Raw genomic sequence first — 16,522 nt, 5'->3', positions numbered from 1 at the left:
CCGCGCGGCTCAGGCCGGCAGCGGGCGGGTTTCCGAACGAGTGCTGGCGTGCGGCGAACCCGGCAGGCGAGTCAGGCGCAAAGCGTTGAGCACCACGGTCAACGAACTGATCGACATGCCGACCGCGGCCCACACCGGCGTGATCCAGCCGAGGGCGGCGAACGGCAACATTAGGCCATTGTACAGCGCCGCCCACAGCAGGTTCTCGATGATTACCCGGCGCGTGCGCCGCGCCAATGTGAAGGCCTGAACCAGCGCGTCGAGGCGGTTGGACAGCAGCACCGCATCGGCGCTGGTTTTCGCCAGATCGGTGGCCGAACCCATGGCCACGCTGATGTCGGCCGCCGCCAGTACCGGCACATCGTTGACGCCGTCGCCAAGCATCAGCACCTTGCGACCTTCCTTGTGCAACCGTTGCAAGACTTGCAGTTTGTCGTCAGGGCGCAAACCACCACGGGCCTCGTCGATGCCCAATTCAGCGACTACGCTGGCGACCATCGGCGAGCTGTCGCCCGATAGCAATAATGTGCGCCAGCCGCGCGCCTTGCACGCCGCGAGCAGGGCGGGGGCGTCATCGCGCAAGCGGTCATCAAGGACGAACCACGCCAACGGTCCCTGAGCGTCGCCCAGCAGCAGCCATTGGCCTGCTTCGTCCGGCATCGTCGGGACTGCCGCGCCGCTGAGGGCGCAGACAAATTGCGCCTGACCGATGCGCAAACGCTGCTCGCCGACCAAGCCTTCGAGACCGAGCCCCGGTGTGCTGTGAACTTCCTCTGCCGCCAGCGGTGCGCGACCGAAAGCCCGGGCAATCGGGTGTTCTGAACGGTTTTCCAGCGCGGCGGCGAGGCTCAGGCATTGCTCGCTGTCCAGTGCGCCGAGCGGGCGGATCGAACGCAATACCAAGCGGCCCTCGGTGAGGGTGCCGGTCTTATCGAAAATCACTGTGTCGATCTGATTCAGGCCTTCCAGCACATGGCCGCGCGTCAACAGCAAACCGAGTTTGTGCAGGGTGCCGGTGGCGGCGGTGAGGGCGGTCGGCGTCGCCAGCGACAGCGCGCACGGGCAGGTCGCGACGAGCATGGCGAGGACGATCCAGAACGCGCGCGAGGAATCCAGCTCCCACCAGAGCAGGCCGATGACGGCAGCGGCGATCAGCGATAGCAACAGAAACCATTGCGCGGCGCGGTCGGCGATTTCTGCCAGTCGCGGTTTTTCTGCCTGAGCGCGATCAAGCAGGCGGACGATGGCGGACAGGCGCGTGTCTTGCCCCAGCGCCTGCACTTCAACCGTCAGCGCCCCTTCGACGTTAAGGGTGCCGGCGGTGACCGCATCGCCCAGCGTGCGCGGTTGCGGCAGGTATTCGCCGGTGAGCAGCGATTCGTCGATGCTTGATTGGCCATCAATGATCTTGCCGTCGGCTGGGAGGATCGACCCGGCTTGCACCAGAATCTTGTCGCCCGTGCGCAGTTCGCTGAGCAAAATGCGCTCGCTCTGGCCGCTACAGTCCAGGCGCAGGCACGACGCGGGCAACAGATTCACCAACTGGGCGGTGGCGGCCGCAGTGCGTTCGCGGGCGCGGCGTTCCAGATAACGCCCGGCGAGCAGGAACAACGCAAACATACCGACCGCATCGAAGTACAACTCGCCGACGCCGGTGATCGCCGTCCAGATCCCGGCGATGTAGGCGCTGCCGATGGCCAGCGACACCGAGACGTCCATGGTCAGGTGGCGGGTGCGCAAATCGCGCATTGCGCCTTTGAAGAACGGCGCGCAGCTGTAGAAGACGATCGGCGTGGTGAGGAACAGCGCGACCCAGCGCAGGATCGTGTGCAGTTCGGGGCTGAGGTCGATATTGAATTCCGGCCAGGTGGCCATGGTCGCCATCATTGCCTGAAACCACAGCAATCCAGCGACGCCGAGCTGGCGCAGGGCGAGACGGTTTTCGCTGGCCAGTTGTTCGCTGGCGCGGTCGGCCTGATACGGGTGGGCGGCGTAACCGATGTGGCGCAGTTCGGCGAGGATCTGGCTCAGCGGCAATTGCGCGTCGGCCCAGCTCACGTGCAGGCGATGGTTGGACAGGTTCAGTCGTGCTTCGGCCACAGCGGGCAGCGTGCGCAGATGTTTCTCGATCAGCCAGCCGCACGCGGCGCAACTGATGCCTTCCATCAATAACGTGGTTTCGGCCAGATCGCCTGCATGGCGCACGAACGGTTGTTGCACGTCGGCGCGGTCGTACAGCGCCAGTTCGTCGGTCAGTTGCACCGGCAGCGCTTCGGGGTTGGCCGAGGCTTCGCTGCGATGCTGGTAATAACTGTCGAGGCCGCCGGCAACGATGGCTTCGGCCACGGCCTGGCAGCCCGGGCAGCAGAATTCGCGGGATTCCCCGAGTACGACAGCGGTGAAGCGGCTGCCCGACGGAACGGGCAGGGCGCAGTGGTAGCAGGGGAGTGGGCTGGTCATGGCACTTGTTCCGATGATCGTTCCCACGCTCCGCGTGGGAATACCTCCCCGGACGCTCCGCGTCCGCTTCGGCTGGGACGCGGAGCGTCCTTGGCTGCGTTCCCACGCAGAGCGTGGGAACGATCAGGCACAGGAGTTGTTTATTTTTTCAGGTCTTCGGCGCCCTGGAGGGGTTCATCACCCAGCAGCAGATCCTTGTCGTGGCTGACCAGTTCTTCTTCGAACATGCGCCACACGTGGTCATCCTGACTGCCGAGCAACTCAACAAAACGACGCCCTTCAACCTTGTCGTTCAGTTGCCCGAGGTAACGGCCGGTTTCAGATTCGCTGCGAGTCAGGACGATCTTGCGATCCTTCTCCGGCTGGGTCGGCGAGATCAGGTTCAGCTCCAGGGTTTTCGGCTGACTGTCACCGCTCAAACGCAGATCAACTTCACCCGTGACGCCATCCAGATGCACGTTGGCGCGCATCTTCAGGTTCTGCGCGAGCAACTCACGATCCAGCGAACGGTTGATGCCTTTGCCGGCCTCGTAGTAGTTGTCGTTCACCAGATTGTCCGGGTTGTTTACCGCGATGGTCACCATGGACAAGGTCAGGGTCACCGAGCAGGCCAGAATCCCGATGATGATCCATGGCCAGAGGTGCTTGTACCAAGGGCTTGCGGCGTTTGCTGCGGGCATGTTCAGTTCTCTCAACGGATTTGTGGGCCGATGAATCGGCTCTTGGCTTCAACGTGTACGCTGTTGTCATCGGCATCCTTGAGGATGAATTTCACCTCGTTGGTGCTCGATGGCAGTTGTTCGGGGGCGCTCGACAGCTCGACCGGCATGCTGAAAATCTCCCCGGCCGGCACCTTGATCTCGCGTTTGCCTTGCAGGCGCAGATCCGGCAGACCGCTGGCTTCCAGCACATAGGTGTGGTCGCGCTGATCCTTGTTCATGATCTTCAGGCTGTAGACGTTTTCGATCCGGCCTTCAGCATTCTCGCGGTACAGCACGCGATCCTTGCTGACGTCGAAACCAACCAGCGAGCGCATAAAGAACGCGGTCACCAACAGGCTGATCATCGCCAGCAACACCACGGCATAGCCGATCAGGCGCGGTCGCAGTTTATGGGTTTTCTGCCCGGACAGGTTGTGCTCGGTGGTGTAACTGATGAGGCCGCGCGGATAATTCATCTTGTCCATGATGCTGTCGCAGGCGTCGATGCACGCGGCGCAACCGATGCACTCGATCTGCAGACCGTCGCGAATGTCGATGCCGGTCGGGCAGACCTGAACGCACATGGTGCAGTCGATGCAATCACCGAGGCCCTGCGCCTTGTAGTCGATGCCTTTCTTGCGCGGGCCACGGCTTTCGCCACGGCGCGGATCGTAGGAAACAATCAGCGTGTCTTTATCGAACATCACGCTCTGGAAGCGCGCATACGGACACATGTAGATGCACACTTGCTCGCGCAACCAACCGGCGTTGCCGTAGGTGGCGAGGGTGAAGAAACCGACCCAGAAGTACGACCAGCCATCGGCCTGGCCGGTGAAGAATTCAAAAACCAGTTCGCGGATTGGCGAGAAGTAACCGACAAAGGTCATGCCAGTGACAAAACCAATCAGCAGCCACATCGCGTGTTTCGCGGCTTTGCGCAGCAGTTTGTTGGCGCTCATCGGCGCCTTGTCGAGTTTGATGCGCTGGTTGCGGTCGCCTTCGGTGACCTTCTCGCACCACATGAAAATCCACGTCCACACACTTTGCGGACAGGTATAACCGCACCAGACGCGACCGGCGTACACGGTTATAAAGAACAGGCCGAACGCGGCAATGATCAACAGGCCGGACAGCAGAATGAAATCCTGCGGCCAGAAGGTAGCGCCGAAGATGAAGAATTTGCGCTCGGGCAAGTTCCACCACACCGCCTGATGGCCGCCCCAATTCAGCCAGACCGTACCGAAATACAGCAGAAACAGCGCGGCGCCGCCTATCATCCGCAGGTTGCGGAACAGGCCGGTGAAAGCGCGGGTGTAGATTTTTTCTCGTGAGGCGTAAAGGTCAACGCTGTTGTTCGCGTTTTTGCTCGGTGGTGTGACGTCGTGTACCGGAATCTGGTTGCTCATCATTGCATCCCACGGCAGTGGAAAAATGCCTCGGTCGATACGTGCCAACCGCGGTCAAAAGGGGGTATTGCAGTGGCGCAATGATACGCCTGTCGCTCTAGCTCAAGGGTGCGACCTTTGGTCGCGTTGGGGGAAGAGCGTGAATGGTGTAGCGATTGCAGCAAAGCATGATGCAGGTCAATTGACTATAGACGATGGCTGTTGCCGGTATCGTGACAGCTGAGGAGGGCAGTGCAGGCACTGCCCCGTTTTCACTCACCGATCAAGGCAGTCGGCCACCGCCGAGGCTGTCGAGGCCGCCACTGCCACGTTTTTTATCAATCTCGTTTTCGTCGTCAATCGAGCGTTTTTTTCTGTTCAGGTCTTCGGAGCCAGTCAGTGGCGCGAGTGCGCTGTCCACGGTCGGAAGTTCGGAATTCAGGGTTTTGTCTGGTTCGGTCATTACTCAGCATCCTTGTCTGATTAATTGAGGGTGTATTGCATGGCGGTACTTCTGAAGAGCTCAGACGTTATCGCGTGTCGGGCAACGTGCCTATCGAATTTCAATTGCCAAATATGAGCGGGCGACTCGCCATCACGGTAAAGCCGTGCACCGACGTTGTTGCTGCGAGCGCAGGGTGATGGTGGCATTGACCGGCAGGATCCGCACATTCAAGACTTGCGTTGTTGGGTGCATCAAGAAGAACTAAAAGCGTAAGTCTGCTTTTTGTTGTTTCAGGGGGTGACAGACATAAAAGTTATTAATGTTATTCGTACTTAAGGTTTTCACTGTCGTGTGCTTGCAGTAGTTTTATTGAAGTGGCCAGTCAGGCTTTTAATTTAATAAGCTCATACGAGAAGGATCTCTCATGCAACAAGTCAAGTTGTGGCGGTGCAGTGTTTTAACGTTTTTTCTGATGGCAGTAACGATTGGGGCTCAAGCTGATGAGCGTTCCCCCAATCGACTGATTTTTACATCTGATCCGCAATTTCCATGGACTGAAAGTTCCGATAATGGTGGGGAAGAGTCGGCGTCGGATCGTGACAAGCGCTCTCGCTGGCTGATAGAAACCCAATACTCGGATGTTGCCAGTTACCGAAAGTTTTTCAACCGGGAGTTGCGGCCGATTCCGGTCATGATCAATGGTGACTTGACGGCGTTCGGCCACAGCGGGCAACGCTCCACTACCAAGGAGATTCTGGAGAAGCACCTGGGGGGTGATTACGATTACGGTCTTGGTAATCATGATTATGAAAACAATATCAATGATTGCAGTGTTCCGGAGAATAACTGTGCTGCCGGCAGCATTTCGGATATGAAGGATAAGTATTGGGGGAAGGTCGATACGTTTGATCTTGCAGCGCGAGTTATTAAAGGCAGGAAGACATTCTATGGCAGTCTCGCTTACTCAAAAAACTATGGTGACGTGCACCTGGTGCAGTTGAATAATGAGCCGACCTATACGGTGTCGTTCTCTTCCGGTTTTCCTCTGTTTAAAGTTGATTATGATATAACGAGTGCGCTCGATTGGCTTGAGCGGGATTTGAAAGCTGCTCGTGCGCAAGACAAGATCATTCTTTTAAATCTGCACAAGCCCAGTGGATGGGCGGGTAGCAGCGAGCAGGTCGATCGGTTCAAAGCGATGATTGCTAAATATGCGGTAACTGCCGTGTTTGCCGGGCACTTGCACACTCGACCGGGTTATTACTTCTACTACAGCCATCAAAACTTCGGCGATGTGCCGGTCTACCTCAGTGGCGGTGCATCAAATTGGACTTACCTGATCGCCGAGTTTGCCGATGATCGCAAGAAGCTGAACGTGTTTCAGGTCAACGGTAACAATTGGCCGCGGCGTGAGCTGATCGATACCATCGAGGTCTTAAAGTAAAGCGAGGCCGGCAACAAAAAGGCCCCGCCAATTCACATTGGCGGGGCCGTTTTTTGTTTCAAGCGTAAGCCTTACTCGGCGTTCGCTTCCGGGGCTTTTTCACCGTGGGACAAGCTGTAAACGTAAGCGGCCAGCAAGTGAACCTTGTCGTTCCCTTGCAGCTGTTCCTGCGCAGGCATCTGGCCCTGACGGCCGTAACGGATGGTCTGCTGCAGTTGCGCGAAGCTCGAACCGTAGATGAACGCGGCCGGGTGAGTCAGGTTAGGTGCGCCCATCGCTGGCGTACCTTTGCCTTCCGGGCCGTGGCACGCCACGCAGTTGCCGGCGAACAGTTTCTGGCCGTTGGCGACATCCGCTTTGGTGCCTTCCGGCAGCTTGCGACCATCGAGGTTGCTCACCACGAACGCGGCAACGTCAGCAACGCCTTGCTCGCCGATCACTTCAGCCCAGGCCGGCATCACCGCGTGGCGACCACCCATGATGGTGGTCTTGATGGTTTCCGGCTCGCCGCCCCAGCGCCAGTCGGCGTCGGTCAGGTTCGGGAAACCGTAAGCGCCCTTGGCGTCGGAACCGTGGCACACCGAGCAGTTGGAGGCGAATAAACGGCCCCCCATTTTCAGTGCTTGCGGATCCTTGGCGACTTCTTCGATCGGCATGGCGGCGAACTTGGCGAAGATCGGACCGAACTTGGCGTCCGAACGGGCCATTTCCTTTTCCCATTCGTGCACGCCGGTCCAGCCGGTCTGGCCGTTGGCGAACGCGGTCTGCTTGTCGTTATCGAGGTAGTTGTACCCCGGCAGCAGGCCTTTCCAGTTGCCCAGACCCGGGTACAGCACCAGGTAACCCAAGGCAAAAATGATGGTGCCGACGAACAGCATGAACCACCATTTTGGCAGCGGGTTGTCGTACTCCTCGATCCCGTCGAAGGAGTGCCCGACCGTCTCTTCCGTCTGCTCGCTGCGCTGGCCCTTGCGGGTCGACAGCAGCAGCCAGGTCAGGGAAAAGATCGTACCGAGACTGAGGACTGTGACGTACAGACTCCAGAATGTAGTCATTCTTTGTTACTCCTAGAAGCTTGCTCGACGTGCTTGATGGCTTCGGGATCATCCGCGAAAGGCAGCAAGGTCGCGTCTTCAAACTCCGACTTGCGCTTGGGGCTGAACACCCACAGCGCCAGACCGATGAAGGCCACCATCACAACAACGGTGCCCAGGCCACGAATCATCCCGATATCCATCTAAATCACCGTTTGCTTTTGATGATGGTGCCCAGGCCTTGCAGATAGGCCACCAGCGCGTCCATTTCGGTTTTGCCCTTCACGGCATCCTGAGCACCGGCGATGTCTTCGTCGGTGTAAGGAACGCCGAGCGTGCGCAAGACTTCCATTTTTTTGGCCGTCTCCTTGCCGTCGAGCTTGTTTTCCACGAGGAACGGGTACGCCGGCATTTTCGACTCAGGCACCACGTTGCGCGGGTTGTACAAGTGCGCGCGGTGCCAGTCATCGGAGTAACGCGCGCCGACACGGGCCAGATCCGGGCCGGTACGTTTGGAACCCCACAGGAACGGGTGATCCCAGACGCTTTCACCGGCAACCGAGTAGTGGCCATAGCGTTCGGTTTCAGCGCGGAACGGACGGATCATCTGCGAGTGGCAGCCGACACAGCCGTTGGCGATGTAGACGTCGCGGCCTTCCAGTTCAAGGGCGGGGCGTGGCTTCATGCCTTCGACCGGCTTGTTGGTGACGTCCTGGAAAAACAGCGGAACGATTTGAGTCAGGCCACCGATGCTGACGGCGATGACCATGAAGAAGGCCAGTAGGCCAATATTCTTCTCGACAGCTTCATGCTTCATCAGTGAGCTCCAACGACAGCGATCTGGGCGGCGGCTTCAGCTTCAACAGCGTTCGAGGCACGCACGGTGCGCCATACGTTGTAAGCCATCAGGAACATGCCGCTGGCGAAGAAAGCACCGCCCAAGGCACGCACGATGTAACCCGGGTGGCTGGCTTGCAGCGCTTCAACGAACGAGTAGGTGAGGGTGCCGTCATCGTTGATTGCACGCCACATCAGGCCCTGAGTGATGCCGTTGACCCACATCGAAGCGATGTACAGCACGGTGCCGATGGTCGCGAGCCAGAAGTGCGCGTTGATCAGGCCGACACTGTGCATCTGCGCACGACCGAACAGTTTCGGGATCATGTGGTAGATCGCGCCGATCGAGATCATCGCCACCCAGCCCAACGCGCCGGCGTGTACGTGGCCGATGGTCCAGTCGGTGTAGTGCGAGAGCGAGTTGACGGTCTTGATCGCCATCATCGGACCTTCAAAGGTCGACATGCCGTAGAACGCCAGCGAGACCACGAGGAAGCGCAGGATCGGGTCGGTGCGCAGCTTATGCCAGGCGCCCGACAGGGTCATCATGCCGTTGATCATGCCGCCCCAGCTTGGTGCCAGCAGGATGATCGACATCGCCATGCCCAGCGATTGTGCCCAGTCCGGCAGTGCGGTGTAGTGCAAGTGATGCGGGCCGGCCCAGATGTACAGGGTGATCAGTGCCCAGAAGTGCACGATCGACAGACGATACGAGTAGATCGGACGTTCGGCCTGTTTCGGCACGAAGTAGTACATCATCCCGAGGAAACCGGTGGTCAGGAAGAAACCTACGGCGTTGTGGCCGTACCACCACTGGATCATCGCATCGGTCGCGCCGGAGTAGGCGGAGTAGGACTTGAACAGGTTCACCGGCAGCGACGCGTGGTTGACGATGTGCAGCATCGCCGTGACGACGATGAACGCGCCGTAAAACCAGTTACCCACATAGATGTGCTTGGTTTTGCGCTTGGTGATGGTGCCGAAGAACACCAGACCGTAGGTGACCCAGACAATGGCCAGCAAAATGGCGATCGGCCATTCCAGTTCCGCGTATTCCTTGGTGGTGGTGTAACCCAGCGGCAAGGTAATGATCGCGCCGACAATGACCGCTTGCCAGCCCCAGAAGGTGAAGGCCGCGAGGCTGTCGGAAATCAGTCGCGTCTGGCAGGTTCGCTGCACGACATAGTAGGAAGTGGCAAACAGTGCACAACCACCGAAGGCGAAAATCACCAGGTTTGTGTGCAACGGGCGCAGGCGTCCAAAGCTCGTCCACGGCAGACCGAAGTTCAACTCCGGCCAAACCAGTTGCGAGGCGATGAAGACACCGAGCCCCATGCCAAGGATCCCCCAGACCACCGTCATGATGGCGAACTGGCGGACTACCTTATAGTTATAAGCAGTCGGACTGATTGCTGTGCTCATTCTAAGGTTCCACGGTTTGGGTGTTTTATTAGGATTAAAATCGGCCGCAAGTATGCAGAGAGCAGGGGGTCATTGCAACGCGCCATGACCTGGGTCAATGCTTTCCAACGCTGATTCTGCGGCCTTTCCATGCGCCGCGTAAGGACAAAAATGCCCTCGAAAAAAAAGTCGCTGCGGATGAAAAAAGCGAGGGGTTCAGGTCGCTTGTAACGAGGTGTGTTCAAACGACCGGTTTGGGTGACGAATGGCAATCGGCGCGACAGCCGGTATCTACTGGCCTTTGCGGCGAATCTGTCAGCCAATTCATCGAACACAACGCTCAGGATCGACCTGCAACCGGCATGAGCCAGTCCGCATCGAGCAAGCTTAGACCCGAATTCGGGGAACCGAAAGGCGAGGCTGTTAAGGGGTGCGACAAAAAGAAGCAGCTGCAATCAGAAAGCTGCAAGCGACAAGATAGTTCAAGTCGCTCGCAGGATTGTATACAGTGATGTTGATTTTACTTGGAGCTTTCAGCTTGAATCTTTTCGCTCAATTGATCGCGATCTTTTGATAGGTTGTATACATAAGCAGCGAGCAATTGCACTTTATCGTTGCCCAGCAGCTCGTTTTGCGCCGGCATGTGACCCTGACGACCATGGCGAATGGTCTGCTCGAGTTGGGTCAGGCTGGTGCCATAGATAAATCCGGCCGGGTGCGTCAGATTCGGCGCGCCCATGGCTTCGGTGCCTTGGCCGGTTGCCCCATGACAGGCTACGCAGGTGGTGCTGAACGCCTGCTGGCCCGCTTGCAGGTCAGCCTTGCTGTCGGCGGGCAACGGCAATTTGGCCAGATCATGACGCACATACGCGGCCACGTTCTTCACCCCGGCCTCGCCCAACACCTCGCCCCACGCCGGCATCGCCGCGACCCGGCCACCCATGATGGTGGTCTTGATGGTCTCGGCGTCGCCGCCCCAACGCCAGTCGCTGTCGGCGAGGTTAGGGAAACCGAATGCGCCCTTGGCGTCGGAGCCGTGGCACACCGAGCAGTTGGAAGCGAAGAGGCGGCCACCCATTTTCAGCGCCTGCGGATCCTTCGCCACTTCTTCCACCGGCATGGCAGCGAACCTGGCGAAGATCGGCCCGAACTTGGCGTCAGCCTTGCTCATTTCCTTTTCCCACTCGTGAACGCCGGTCCAGCCGTCCTCGTAACCCGGGAGGATGCCTTTCCAGTTGCCCAGACCCGGATACAGAATCAAATAGCCCACGGCAAATACCAGCGTGCCGGCGAAGAGCATGAACCACCACTGCGGCAGCGGGTTGTCGTACTCCTCGATGCCGTCGAAGCTGTGGCCCATGGTCTGGTCGACGCTGCCTTTGGTCTCGCCCCGGCGGGTGCCGATCAGCAACCACGTCAGGCCGATCAGGCTGCCGATGGTCAGTACGCAGATCCACGTACTCCAGAAGGTGGTCATGGCCGGGTACTCCTTGGTTCAGGTGCTTGGGTTGTTGCAAATGCCGGGGTAGTTTCGGGCTGTGGCTCGTCGGCGAACGGCAGCAGACGTGCTTCGGCGAACTCCGGGGTGCGCTTGCGGTTGAACACCCACAAGGTCAAACCGACGAACGCTACAAACACGACAACAGTGCCTAAACCACGGATCAGCCCTGCGCTCATTTCAAAGACCATCGTGCTCACCTCTTGCTCTTGATCGCAGTGCCAAGCACTTGCAGGTAGGCGACGAGCGCGTCCATTTCGGTCTTGCCCTTGAGGCTGGCCACCGCGCCGGCGATGTCATCGTCGGTGTACGGCACGCCGAGGGTGCGCATGACTTTGATCTTGGTTTCGGTGTGGCTGCTGTCGACCGCTTGCGTGACCAGCCATGGGTAGGCCGGCATTTTCGATTCCGGTACGACGTTGCGCGGGTTGTACAAGTGCGCACGGTGCCAGTCATCCGAGTAGCGCGCGCCGACCCGGGCCAGATCCGGCCCGGTACGTTTCGAGCCCCACAGGAACGGGTGATCCCAGACGCTTTCACCGGCCACCGAGTAATGTCCGTAACGTTCGGTTTCGGCGCGGAACGGGCGGATCATCTGCGAGTGGCAGCCGACGCAACCTTCACGGATATAGATGTCGCGGCCTTCCAGTTGCAGCGCGGTGTAAGGCTTCATGCCTTCGACCGGTTTGTTGGTGACGTCCTGGAAGAACAGCGGGACGATCTGGGTCAGGCCGCCGATGCTCACGGCAAGCACCATGAGCAACATCAGCAGGCCGACGTTCTTTTCAATCGTTTCGTGTTTCATGGCGGACTCCTCAGGCCATCTGAGCGGCAGCGACGACGTCAGCAGGCTGCGAGGCCCGCACGGTGCGCCAGGTGTTGTAAGCCATCAGGAACATGCCGCTGAGGAAGATCGCCCCGCCAATTAGCCGCACGATGAAGCCAGGGTGGCTGGCCACCAGGGTTTCGACGAAGGAATAGGTCAGCGTGCCGTCCTCGTTGATGGCGCGCCACATCAGGCCTTGCGCGATGCCGTTGACCCACATCGAGGCGATGTACAGCACGGTGCCGATGGTCGCGAGCCAGAAGTGCGCGTTGATCAGGCCGATGCTGTGCATCTGCGCTTTGCCGAAGATTTTCGGGATCATGTGGTACAGCGCGCCGATGGAAATCATCGCCACCCAACCGAGGGCGCCAGCGTGTACGTGGCCGATGGTCCAGTCGGTGTAGTGGGAGAGGGCGTTGACCGTTTTGATGGCCATCATCGGACCTTCGAAGGTCGACATGCCGTAGAACGCCAGCGAGACCACGAGGAAGCGCAGGATCGGATCGCTGCGCAACTTATGCCAGGCGCCCGAGAGGGTCATCATGCCGTTGATCATGCCGCCCCAGCTCGGTGCCAGCAGAATCAGCGACATCACCATGCCCAGCGACTGTGCCCAGTCCGGCAGCGCGGTGTAGTGCAAGTGGTGCGGGCCGGCCCAGATGTACAGGGTGATCAGTGCCCAGAAGTGCACGATCGACAGACGATACGAGTACACCGGACGCTCGGCCTGTTTCGGCACGAAGTAATACATCATCCCGAGGAAACCGGCGGTGAGGAAAAAGCCTACGGCGTTATGGCCGTACCACCATTGCACCATCGCGTCGGTTGCACCGGCGTACACCGAGTAGGACTTGGTGAAACTCACCGGCAACTCAAGGTTGTTGACGATGTGCAGAATCGCCACGGTGATGATGAACGCGCCGAAAAACCAGTTGCCCACGTAGATGTGTCTGGTTTTGCGCTGCATGATCGTGCCGAAGAACACGATGGCGTAGGCGACCCAGACAATGGTGATCAGAATGTCAATCGGCCATTCCAGCTCGGCGTATTCCTTGGAGCTGGTATAACCCAGTGGCAGGCTGATCGCCGCCAACAGGATCACCAGTTGCCAGCCCCAGAAGCAGAACGCGGCGATTTTTGGCGCGAACAATTGGGTCTGGCAGGTGCGTTGCACCGAGTAAAACGAACTGGCGAACAGCGCGCAGCCGCCGAACGCGAAGATCACCGCGTTCGTGTGCAGCGGGCGCAGGCGGCCAAAACTGGTCCAAGGCAAATTGAAGTTGAGTTCGGGCCAGACCAATTGGGCCGCGAGAAAAACCCCGAGCCCCATGCCGACGATGCCCCACACCACCGTCATAATGGCGAATTGGCGGACCACCTTGTAGTTGTAGGCGGTACTGATAGAAGTGTTCATGGTTCCCCATCCACGGTTCAGCCGAAGTGAGCCCGCGCAAAAGACGCGGCGAATCCTTCGTCTGGAGTTATAGGCAGACTAAAAGCGAGGCAAGCATGGACAAACAGCACAAGGCCAGTATTGACGGGGATCAATGGGCGCAGTGCGTGCGTGATCATGGGTGGCTTTGGGATGCTGCTCATGGGGAAGCTGCGGCGACGTTGATCCTGGCTCACGGTGCTGGTGCGCCGATGGACAGCGACTGGATGAACGACATGGCTGGGCGCCTTGCTGCTCTTGGGATTAACGTGTTGCGGTTTGAGTTTCCGTATATGGCGCAGCGGCGCGTTGACGGTGGTAAACGTCCGCCCAATCCGGCGCCGAAGCTGTTGGAGTGCTGGCGTGAGGCGTTTGCTGTAGTGCGACGTCATGTCACTGGGGTTTTGGCGATTGGCGGGAAGTCGATGGGGGGGCGGATGGCGAGTCTTTTGGCTGACGAATTGGGCGTGGATGCGTTGGTGTGTCTGGGGTATCCGTTTTATGCGGTGGGGAAGCCGGAGAAGCCTCGGGTTGAGCATTTGGCTTCTTTGCAGACGCGGACGTTGATTGTGCAGGGGGAGCGGGATGCGCTTGGCAATCGTGAAGCCGTGGAGGCGTATGCGTTATCGCCGAGTATCAAGGTGTTTTGGCTGGTGGCCGGGGATCATGATTTGAAACCGCTCAAGGCTTCAGGTTTTACCCATGAACAGCATTTGGCCAGTGCTGCGCAGAAAGTATCCGAGTTTCTCAGCAAGTGACCGAGCCGGGCTGAGATTTTGAACTGCATGAAGATCTGCTCCCTTTCCCCCTCGCCCCCTTGGGGGAGAGGGCTGGGGTGAGGGGGATGGATATCAGCTGCGACATATTTTTTGAGTACATATCCATTGCTGCGGTAACGGCCACTTACGGTTTCGCCCTTACGGCGACTCACTTTTTTACAAGCGCCTAAAAAAGTAAGCAAAAAACGCTTGCTCCTACGTTCGGCCCGCTCGCTGGGGCTCGGGGTTCCTTCGCTCCGGGATCCATCCGGGCGCATCGCCTCCGGTTTGCTGCGCTGCACCTCCTCTCGATGTGTTTGGCTGCGCCAAACGGTCGCTGCGCTCCCACCCCCGGATGAATCCCTCCACTCAGCCTTCCGATGTCGCTTGTGGATCAAGATCCAAATCAAAATCAAAATCAACAGCAGCAGCCGAGCTAACGCTCATCCTGTTGAGTGGGGCGGCTGCGCCGCGAATTCCATGTAGGAGCTGCCGAAGGCTGCGATCTTTTGATCTTGATTTTGTAGGAGCTGAGCTTGCTCGCGAAGGCGGCCTGATAGCCGACCTGTCTCTTGCTGAACGCACCGGATCCCACTGTAGGAGCCAGCCTGCTGGCGATGGCGACCCGCCGAATCTCTATCAGATGTACTCAATCCGTGTGGGAGCAGGCTTGCCAGCGATAGCGACCTACCAGCCAACCCATCCCTAACCGGTGTAACAAATCCCACTGTGGGAGCGGGCTTGCTCGCGAAAGTGTTCGGACAAACCACATCAAACTACTAGAGCAATCTCCGTCTCTTTCTGTCTTTAAACGTAATCCTGTGAGTGCGTTTACATTACACAAACCGTTACGCCACAAGCCCTACAACGCCTTGCGCCGTTACCTACGCGTACGCCAGAATCCGCCGGCATACACGACTATAGGCCGGGTTATATCGTTTCCCTGTCACTGAAAAACAGTGATCGGGTTTGGTAGCCCGTTTTGAGTTGTGGATATTGCGACACCTCCAATGCGGTCTCTTTTTTGAGCGTCGCTTTGTATGGTGGGCATGCGTGGGGCTCATTCGTGAGCGCCGGGTTTCCCAATTCGACCGGTCTACCAACCCGCGCATGGCCGCCACCCGCCGTTTGGTAGCGAGGGTGATGGCTCTCATTTTTCGAATTGGAGTTTCATCTATGTTCAAAGCCACGCCAAACCCCCCGGACGTCGAAGCAATCCCGTACGACCCAACCCTCGAACCACAAAAGATAAAAGAAGCAACCGACCGCGCCATCAACTTCTATCTCAACCCCGGTTCTTTGAAACTCTCAGTCCCTTCCCGCAAGACCAGCAAGATCTTCCTCATCGCCCCCGCCGTGGACGAAGAAACATTACTCGTCGAAGCCTGCGAATCGCTAGCAGCCGCCAGTGACATGGCGCGTGAAATCGGCGATGTCGTCGACAACACACAACGCCGAGCCCTGTTGATGCTGCATCAGGTGATCATGCTCAGTGAGCTCATGGTCAATCGAGTCCTGGATGGTCGCCGCTTGCCGCACTAGCGATCCCGCCACGATCCCTTGGAGCTGCCGCCGCAGGCTGCGATCTTTTGATCTGCTTTTTAACAATCAAAAGCCGATCACAAGATCGCGGCCTGCGGCAGCGCCTACACGGTGCCATTTTTTCGCAGTGCTTCGAGGAGTTTCAGCTTATGTCCGAAACCACAAAACCGCTGGTCACAGATCCGGCTTCACCGTACGAATCATTCGCTTCAAAGAAGCTCCACGCCGCCGCCGAACGCGCCCTCGACCATTACCTCGCACCCGCGCAGATCATGGCCACGCCTTATAGTCCCAGCAGTATGTTCATGGTCAATCCGCAAACCGACACTGAATCCTTATTGGCGAATGCCTGTGAGTCATTGGCCTCGGCCACGGTCATGCTCGGTGACTTCGCCGGGATGTTGGAAGGCCCCAGCCGCAATACGCTGTTGGGCATTGCGCAGGTTGTGATGCTGGGGGAGTTGGCGGTCAATCAGGCACTGGATAACGTGGTGCCCAAGGGATAGGCACCAACAGTTCAGGCCTGATCGCGAGCAGGCTCACTCCTACAGCGGGGGCGTAATCGGGCGCAAAAGCTGTGATCACCGCAGCTTCAATGTAGGAGTGAGCCTGCTCGCGATCAGGTCTGCCAGTTTCATTGATTTCACTTAGGCAATTAAAAGCCCGGAAAGCTTTCGCTTGTCCGGGCTTTGAAGATCTAAAGATCGCAGCCTGCGGCAACTCCTACAGGGATCGATGTAGGAGCTGCCGAAGGCTGCG

Annotated in this window: 16 protein-coding genes; 4 read left to right on the top strand and 12 right to left on the bottom strand. The window is 58.5% G+C overall.

The window, feature by feature from the left end; all coding sequences use genetic code 11:
* Positions 1-9 precede the first annotated feature (9 nt).
* The 4 genes from ACP3TY_RS16025 to ACP3TY_RS16010 all read right to left on the bottom strand — a co-directional run bounded on the left by ACP3TY_RS16025 (position 10) and on the right by ACP3TY_RS16010 (position 5,009).
* Positions 10-2,460 carry a heavy metal translocating P-type ATPase gene (locus ACP3TY_RS16025; protein WP_426617972.1) on the bottom strand — a complete coding sequence of 817 codons (2,451 nt, stop codon included), beginning with the start codon at positions 2,458-2,460 and terminating at the stop codon, positions 10-12.
* Between the two features lie 140 nt (positions 2,461-2,600).
* Positions 2,601-3,140 (bottom strand): FixH family protein, encoded by a 540-nt coding sequence (locus tag ACP3TY_RS16020; protein WP_212544359.1) that lies wholly within the window; start codon positions 3,138-3,140, stop codon positions 2,601-2,603.
* 11 nt (positions 3,141-3,151) lie between these two features.
* A complete protein-coding gene (gene ccoG, locus ACP3TY_RS16015) occupies positions 3,152-4,567 on the bottom strand; it encodes a cytochrome c oxidase accessory protein CcoG (protein ID WP_426617971.1) in 1,416 nt (471 codons plus the stop codon).
* A gap of 262 nt (positions 4,568-4,829) precedes the next feature.
* A complete protein-coding gene (locus ACP3TY_RS16010) occupies positions 4,830-5,009 on the bottom strand; it encodes a hypothetical protein (protein ID WP_426617970.1) in 180 nt (59 codons plus the stop codon).
* A gap of 406 nt (positions 5,010-5,415) precedes the next feature.
* Between ACP3TY_RS16010 and ACP3TY_RS16005 the strand changes: the two genes are divergently transcribed.
* Positions 5,416-6,435 (top strand): metallophosphoesterase family protein, encoded by a 1,020-nt coding sequence (locus ACP3TY_RS16005; protein ID WP_426617969.1) that lies wholly within the window; start codon positions 5,416-5,418, stop codon positions 6,433-6,435.
* A 71-nt stretch (positions 6,436-6,506) separates the two neighbouring features.
* Here the strand turns inward: ACP3TY_RS16005 and ccoP (ACP3TY_RS16000) are convergent, their stop codons facing one another.
* The 8 genes from ccoP (ACP3TY_RS16000) to ccoN (ACP3TY_RS15965) form a co-directional block, all read right to left on the bottom strand.
* Entirely contained in the window at positions 6,507-7,490 is a 984-nt protein-coding gene (gene ccoP, locus ACP3TY_RS16000) for a cytochrome-c oxidase, cbb3-type subunit III (protein WP_053118790.1), read from the bottom strand.
* Positions 7,487-7,672 (bottom strand): CcoQ/FixQ family Cbb3-type cytochrome c oxidase assembly chaperone, encoded by a 186-nt coding sequence (locus ACP3TY_RS15995; protein WP_003175465.1) that lies wholly within the window; start codon positions 7,670-7,672, stop codon positions 7,487-7,489. The genes ccoP (ACP3TY_RS16000) and ACP3TY_RS15995 overlap by 4 nt, the downstream gene beginning before the upstream one ends.
* 5 nt (positions 7,673-7,677) lie before the next feature.
* Positions 7,678-8,286: a cytochrome-c oxidase, cbb3-type subunit II gene (gene ccoO, locus ACP3TY_RS15990; protein WP_053118792.1), complete on the bottom strand. Its 609-nt coding sequence runs from the start codon at positions 8,284-8,286 to the stop codon at positions 7,678-7,680.
* A complete protein-coding gene (gene ccoN, locus ACP3TY_RS15985) occupies positions 8,286-9,728 on the bottom strand; it encodes a cytochrome-c oxidase, cbb3-type subunit I (protein WP_053118794.1) in 1,443 nt (480 codons plus the stop codon). Before ccoN (ACP3TY_RS15985) ends, ccoO (ACP3TY_RS15990) begins: the two co-directional genes overlap by 1 nt.
* A gap of 499 nt (positions 9,729-10,227) precedes the next feature.
* Positions 10,228-11,184, bottom strand: coding sequence for a cytochrome-c oxidase, cbb3-type subunit III (ccoP, locus tag ACP3TY_RS15980; protein ID WP_426617968.1), 957 nt, complete (start codon positions 11,182-11,184; stop codon positions 10,228-10,230).
* Positions 11,181-11,396 carry a cbb3-type cytochrome oxidase subunit 3 gene (locus ACP3TY_RS15975; protein ID WP_426620491.1) on the bottom strand — a complete coding sequence of 72 codons (216 nt, stop codon included), beginning with the start codon at positions 11,394-11,396 and terminating at the stop codon, positions 11,181-11,183. Before ACP3TY_RS15975 ends, ccoP (ACP3TY_RS15980) begins: the two co-directional genes overlap by 4 nt.
* Positions 11,397-11,401: 5 nt before the next feature.
* Positions 11,402-12,010 (bottom strand): cytochrome-c oxidase, cbb3-type subunit II, encoded by a 609-nt coding sequence (gene ccoO / locus ACP3TY_RS15970; protein ID WP_053118801.1) that lies wholly within the window; start codon positions 12,008-12,010, stop codon positions 11,402-11,404.
* Between the two features lie 10 nt (positions 12,011-12,020).
* Positions 12,021-13,445: a cytochrome-c oxidase, cbb3-type subunit I gene (gene ccoN / locus ACP3TY_RS15965; protein WP_426617967.1), complete on the bottom strand. Its 1,425-nt coding sequence runs from the start codon at positions 13,443-13,445 to the stop codon at positions 12,021-12,023.
* A 95-nt stretch (positions 13,446-13,540) separates the two neighbouring features.
* Between ccoN (ACP3TY_RS15965) and ACP3TY_RS15960 the strand changes: the two genes are divergently transcribed.
* The 3 genes from ACP3TY_RS15960 (at position 13,541) to ACP3TY_RS15950 (ending at position 16,269) form a co-directional block, all read left to right on the top strand.
* Positions 13,541-14,221: an alpha/beta family hydrolase gene (locus ACP3TY_RS15960; protein ID WP_426617966.1), complete on the top strand. Its 681-nt coding sequence runs from the start codon at positions 13,541-13,543 to the stop codon at positions 14,219-14,221.
* A 1,176-nt stretch (positions 14,222-15,397) separates the two neighbouring features.
* Positions 15,398-15,763, top strand: a complete 366-nt coding sequence (locus ACP3TY_RS15955) for a DUF6124 family protein (protein WP_426617965.1) — start codon at positions 15,398-15,400, stop codon at positions 15,761-15,763.
* 149 nt (positions 15,764-15,912) lie between these two features.
* Positions 15,913-16,269 (top strand): DUF6124 family protein, encoded by a 357-nt coding sequence (locus tag ACP3TY_RS15950; protein WP_426617964.1) that lies wholly within the window; start codon positions 15,913-15,915, stop codon positions 16,267-16,269.
* Positions 16,270-16,522 lie beyond the last annotated feature (253 nt).

Source organism: Pseudomonas rustica, assembly GCF_049959085.1.
Classification (GTDB): Bacteria; Pseudomonadota; Gammaproteobacteria; order Pseudomonadales; family Pseudomonadaceae; genus Aquipseudomonas; species Aquipseudomonas rustica.
This window is presented reverse-complemented; position numbering and strand designations above follow the sequence as displayed.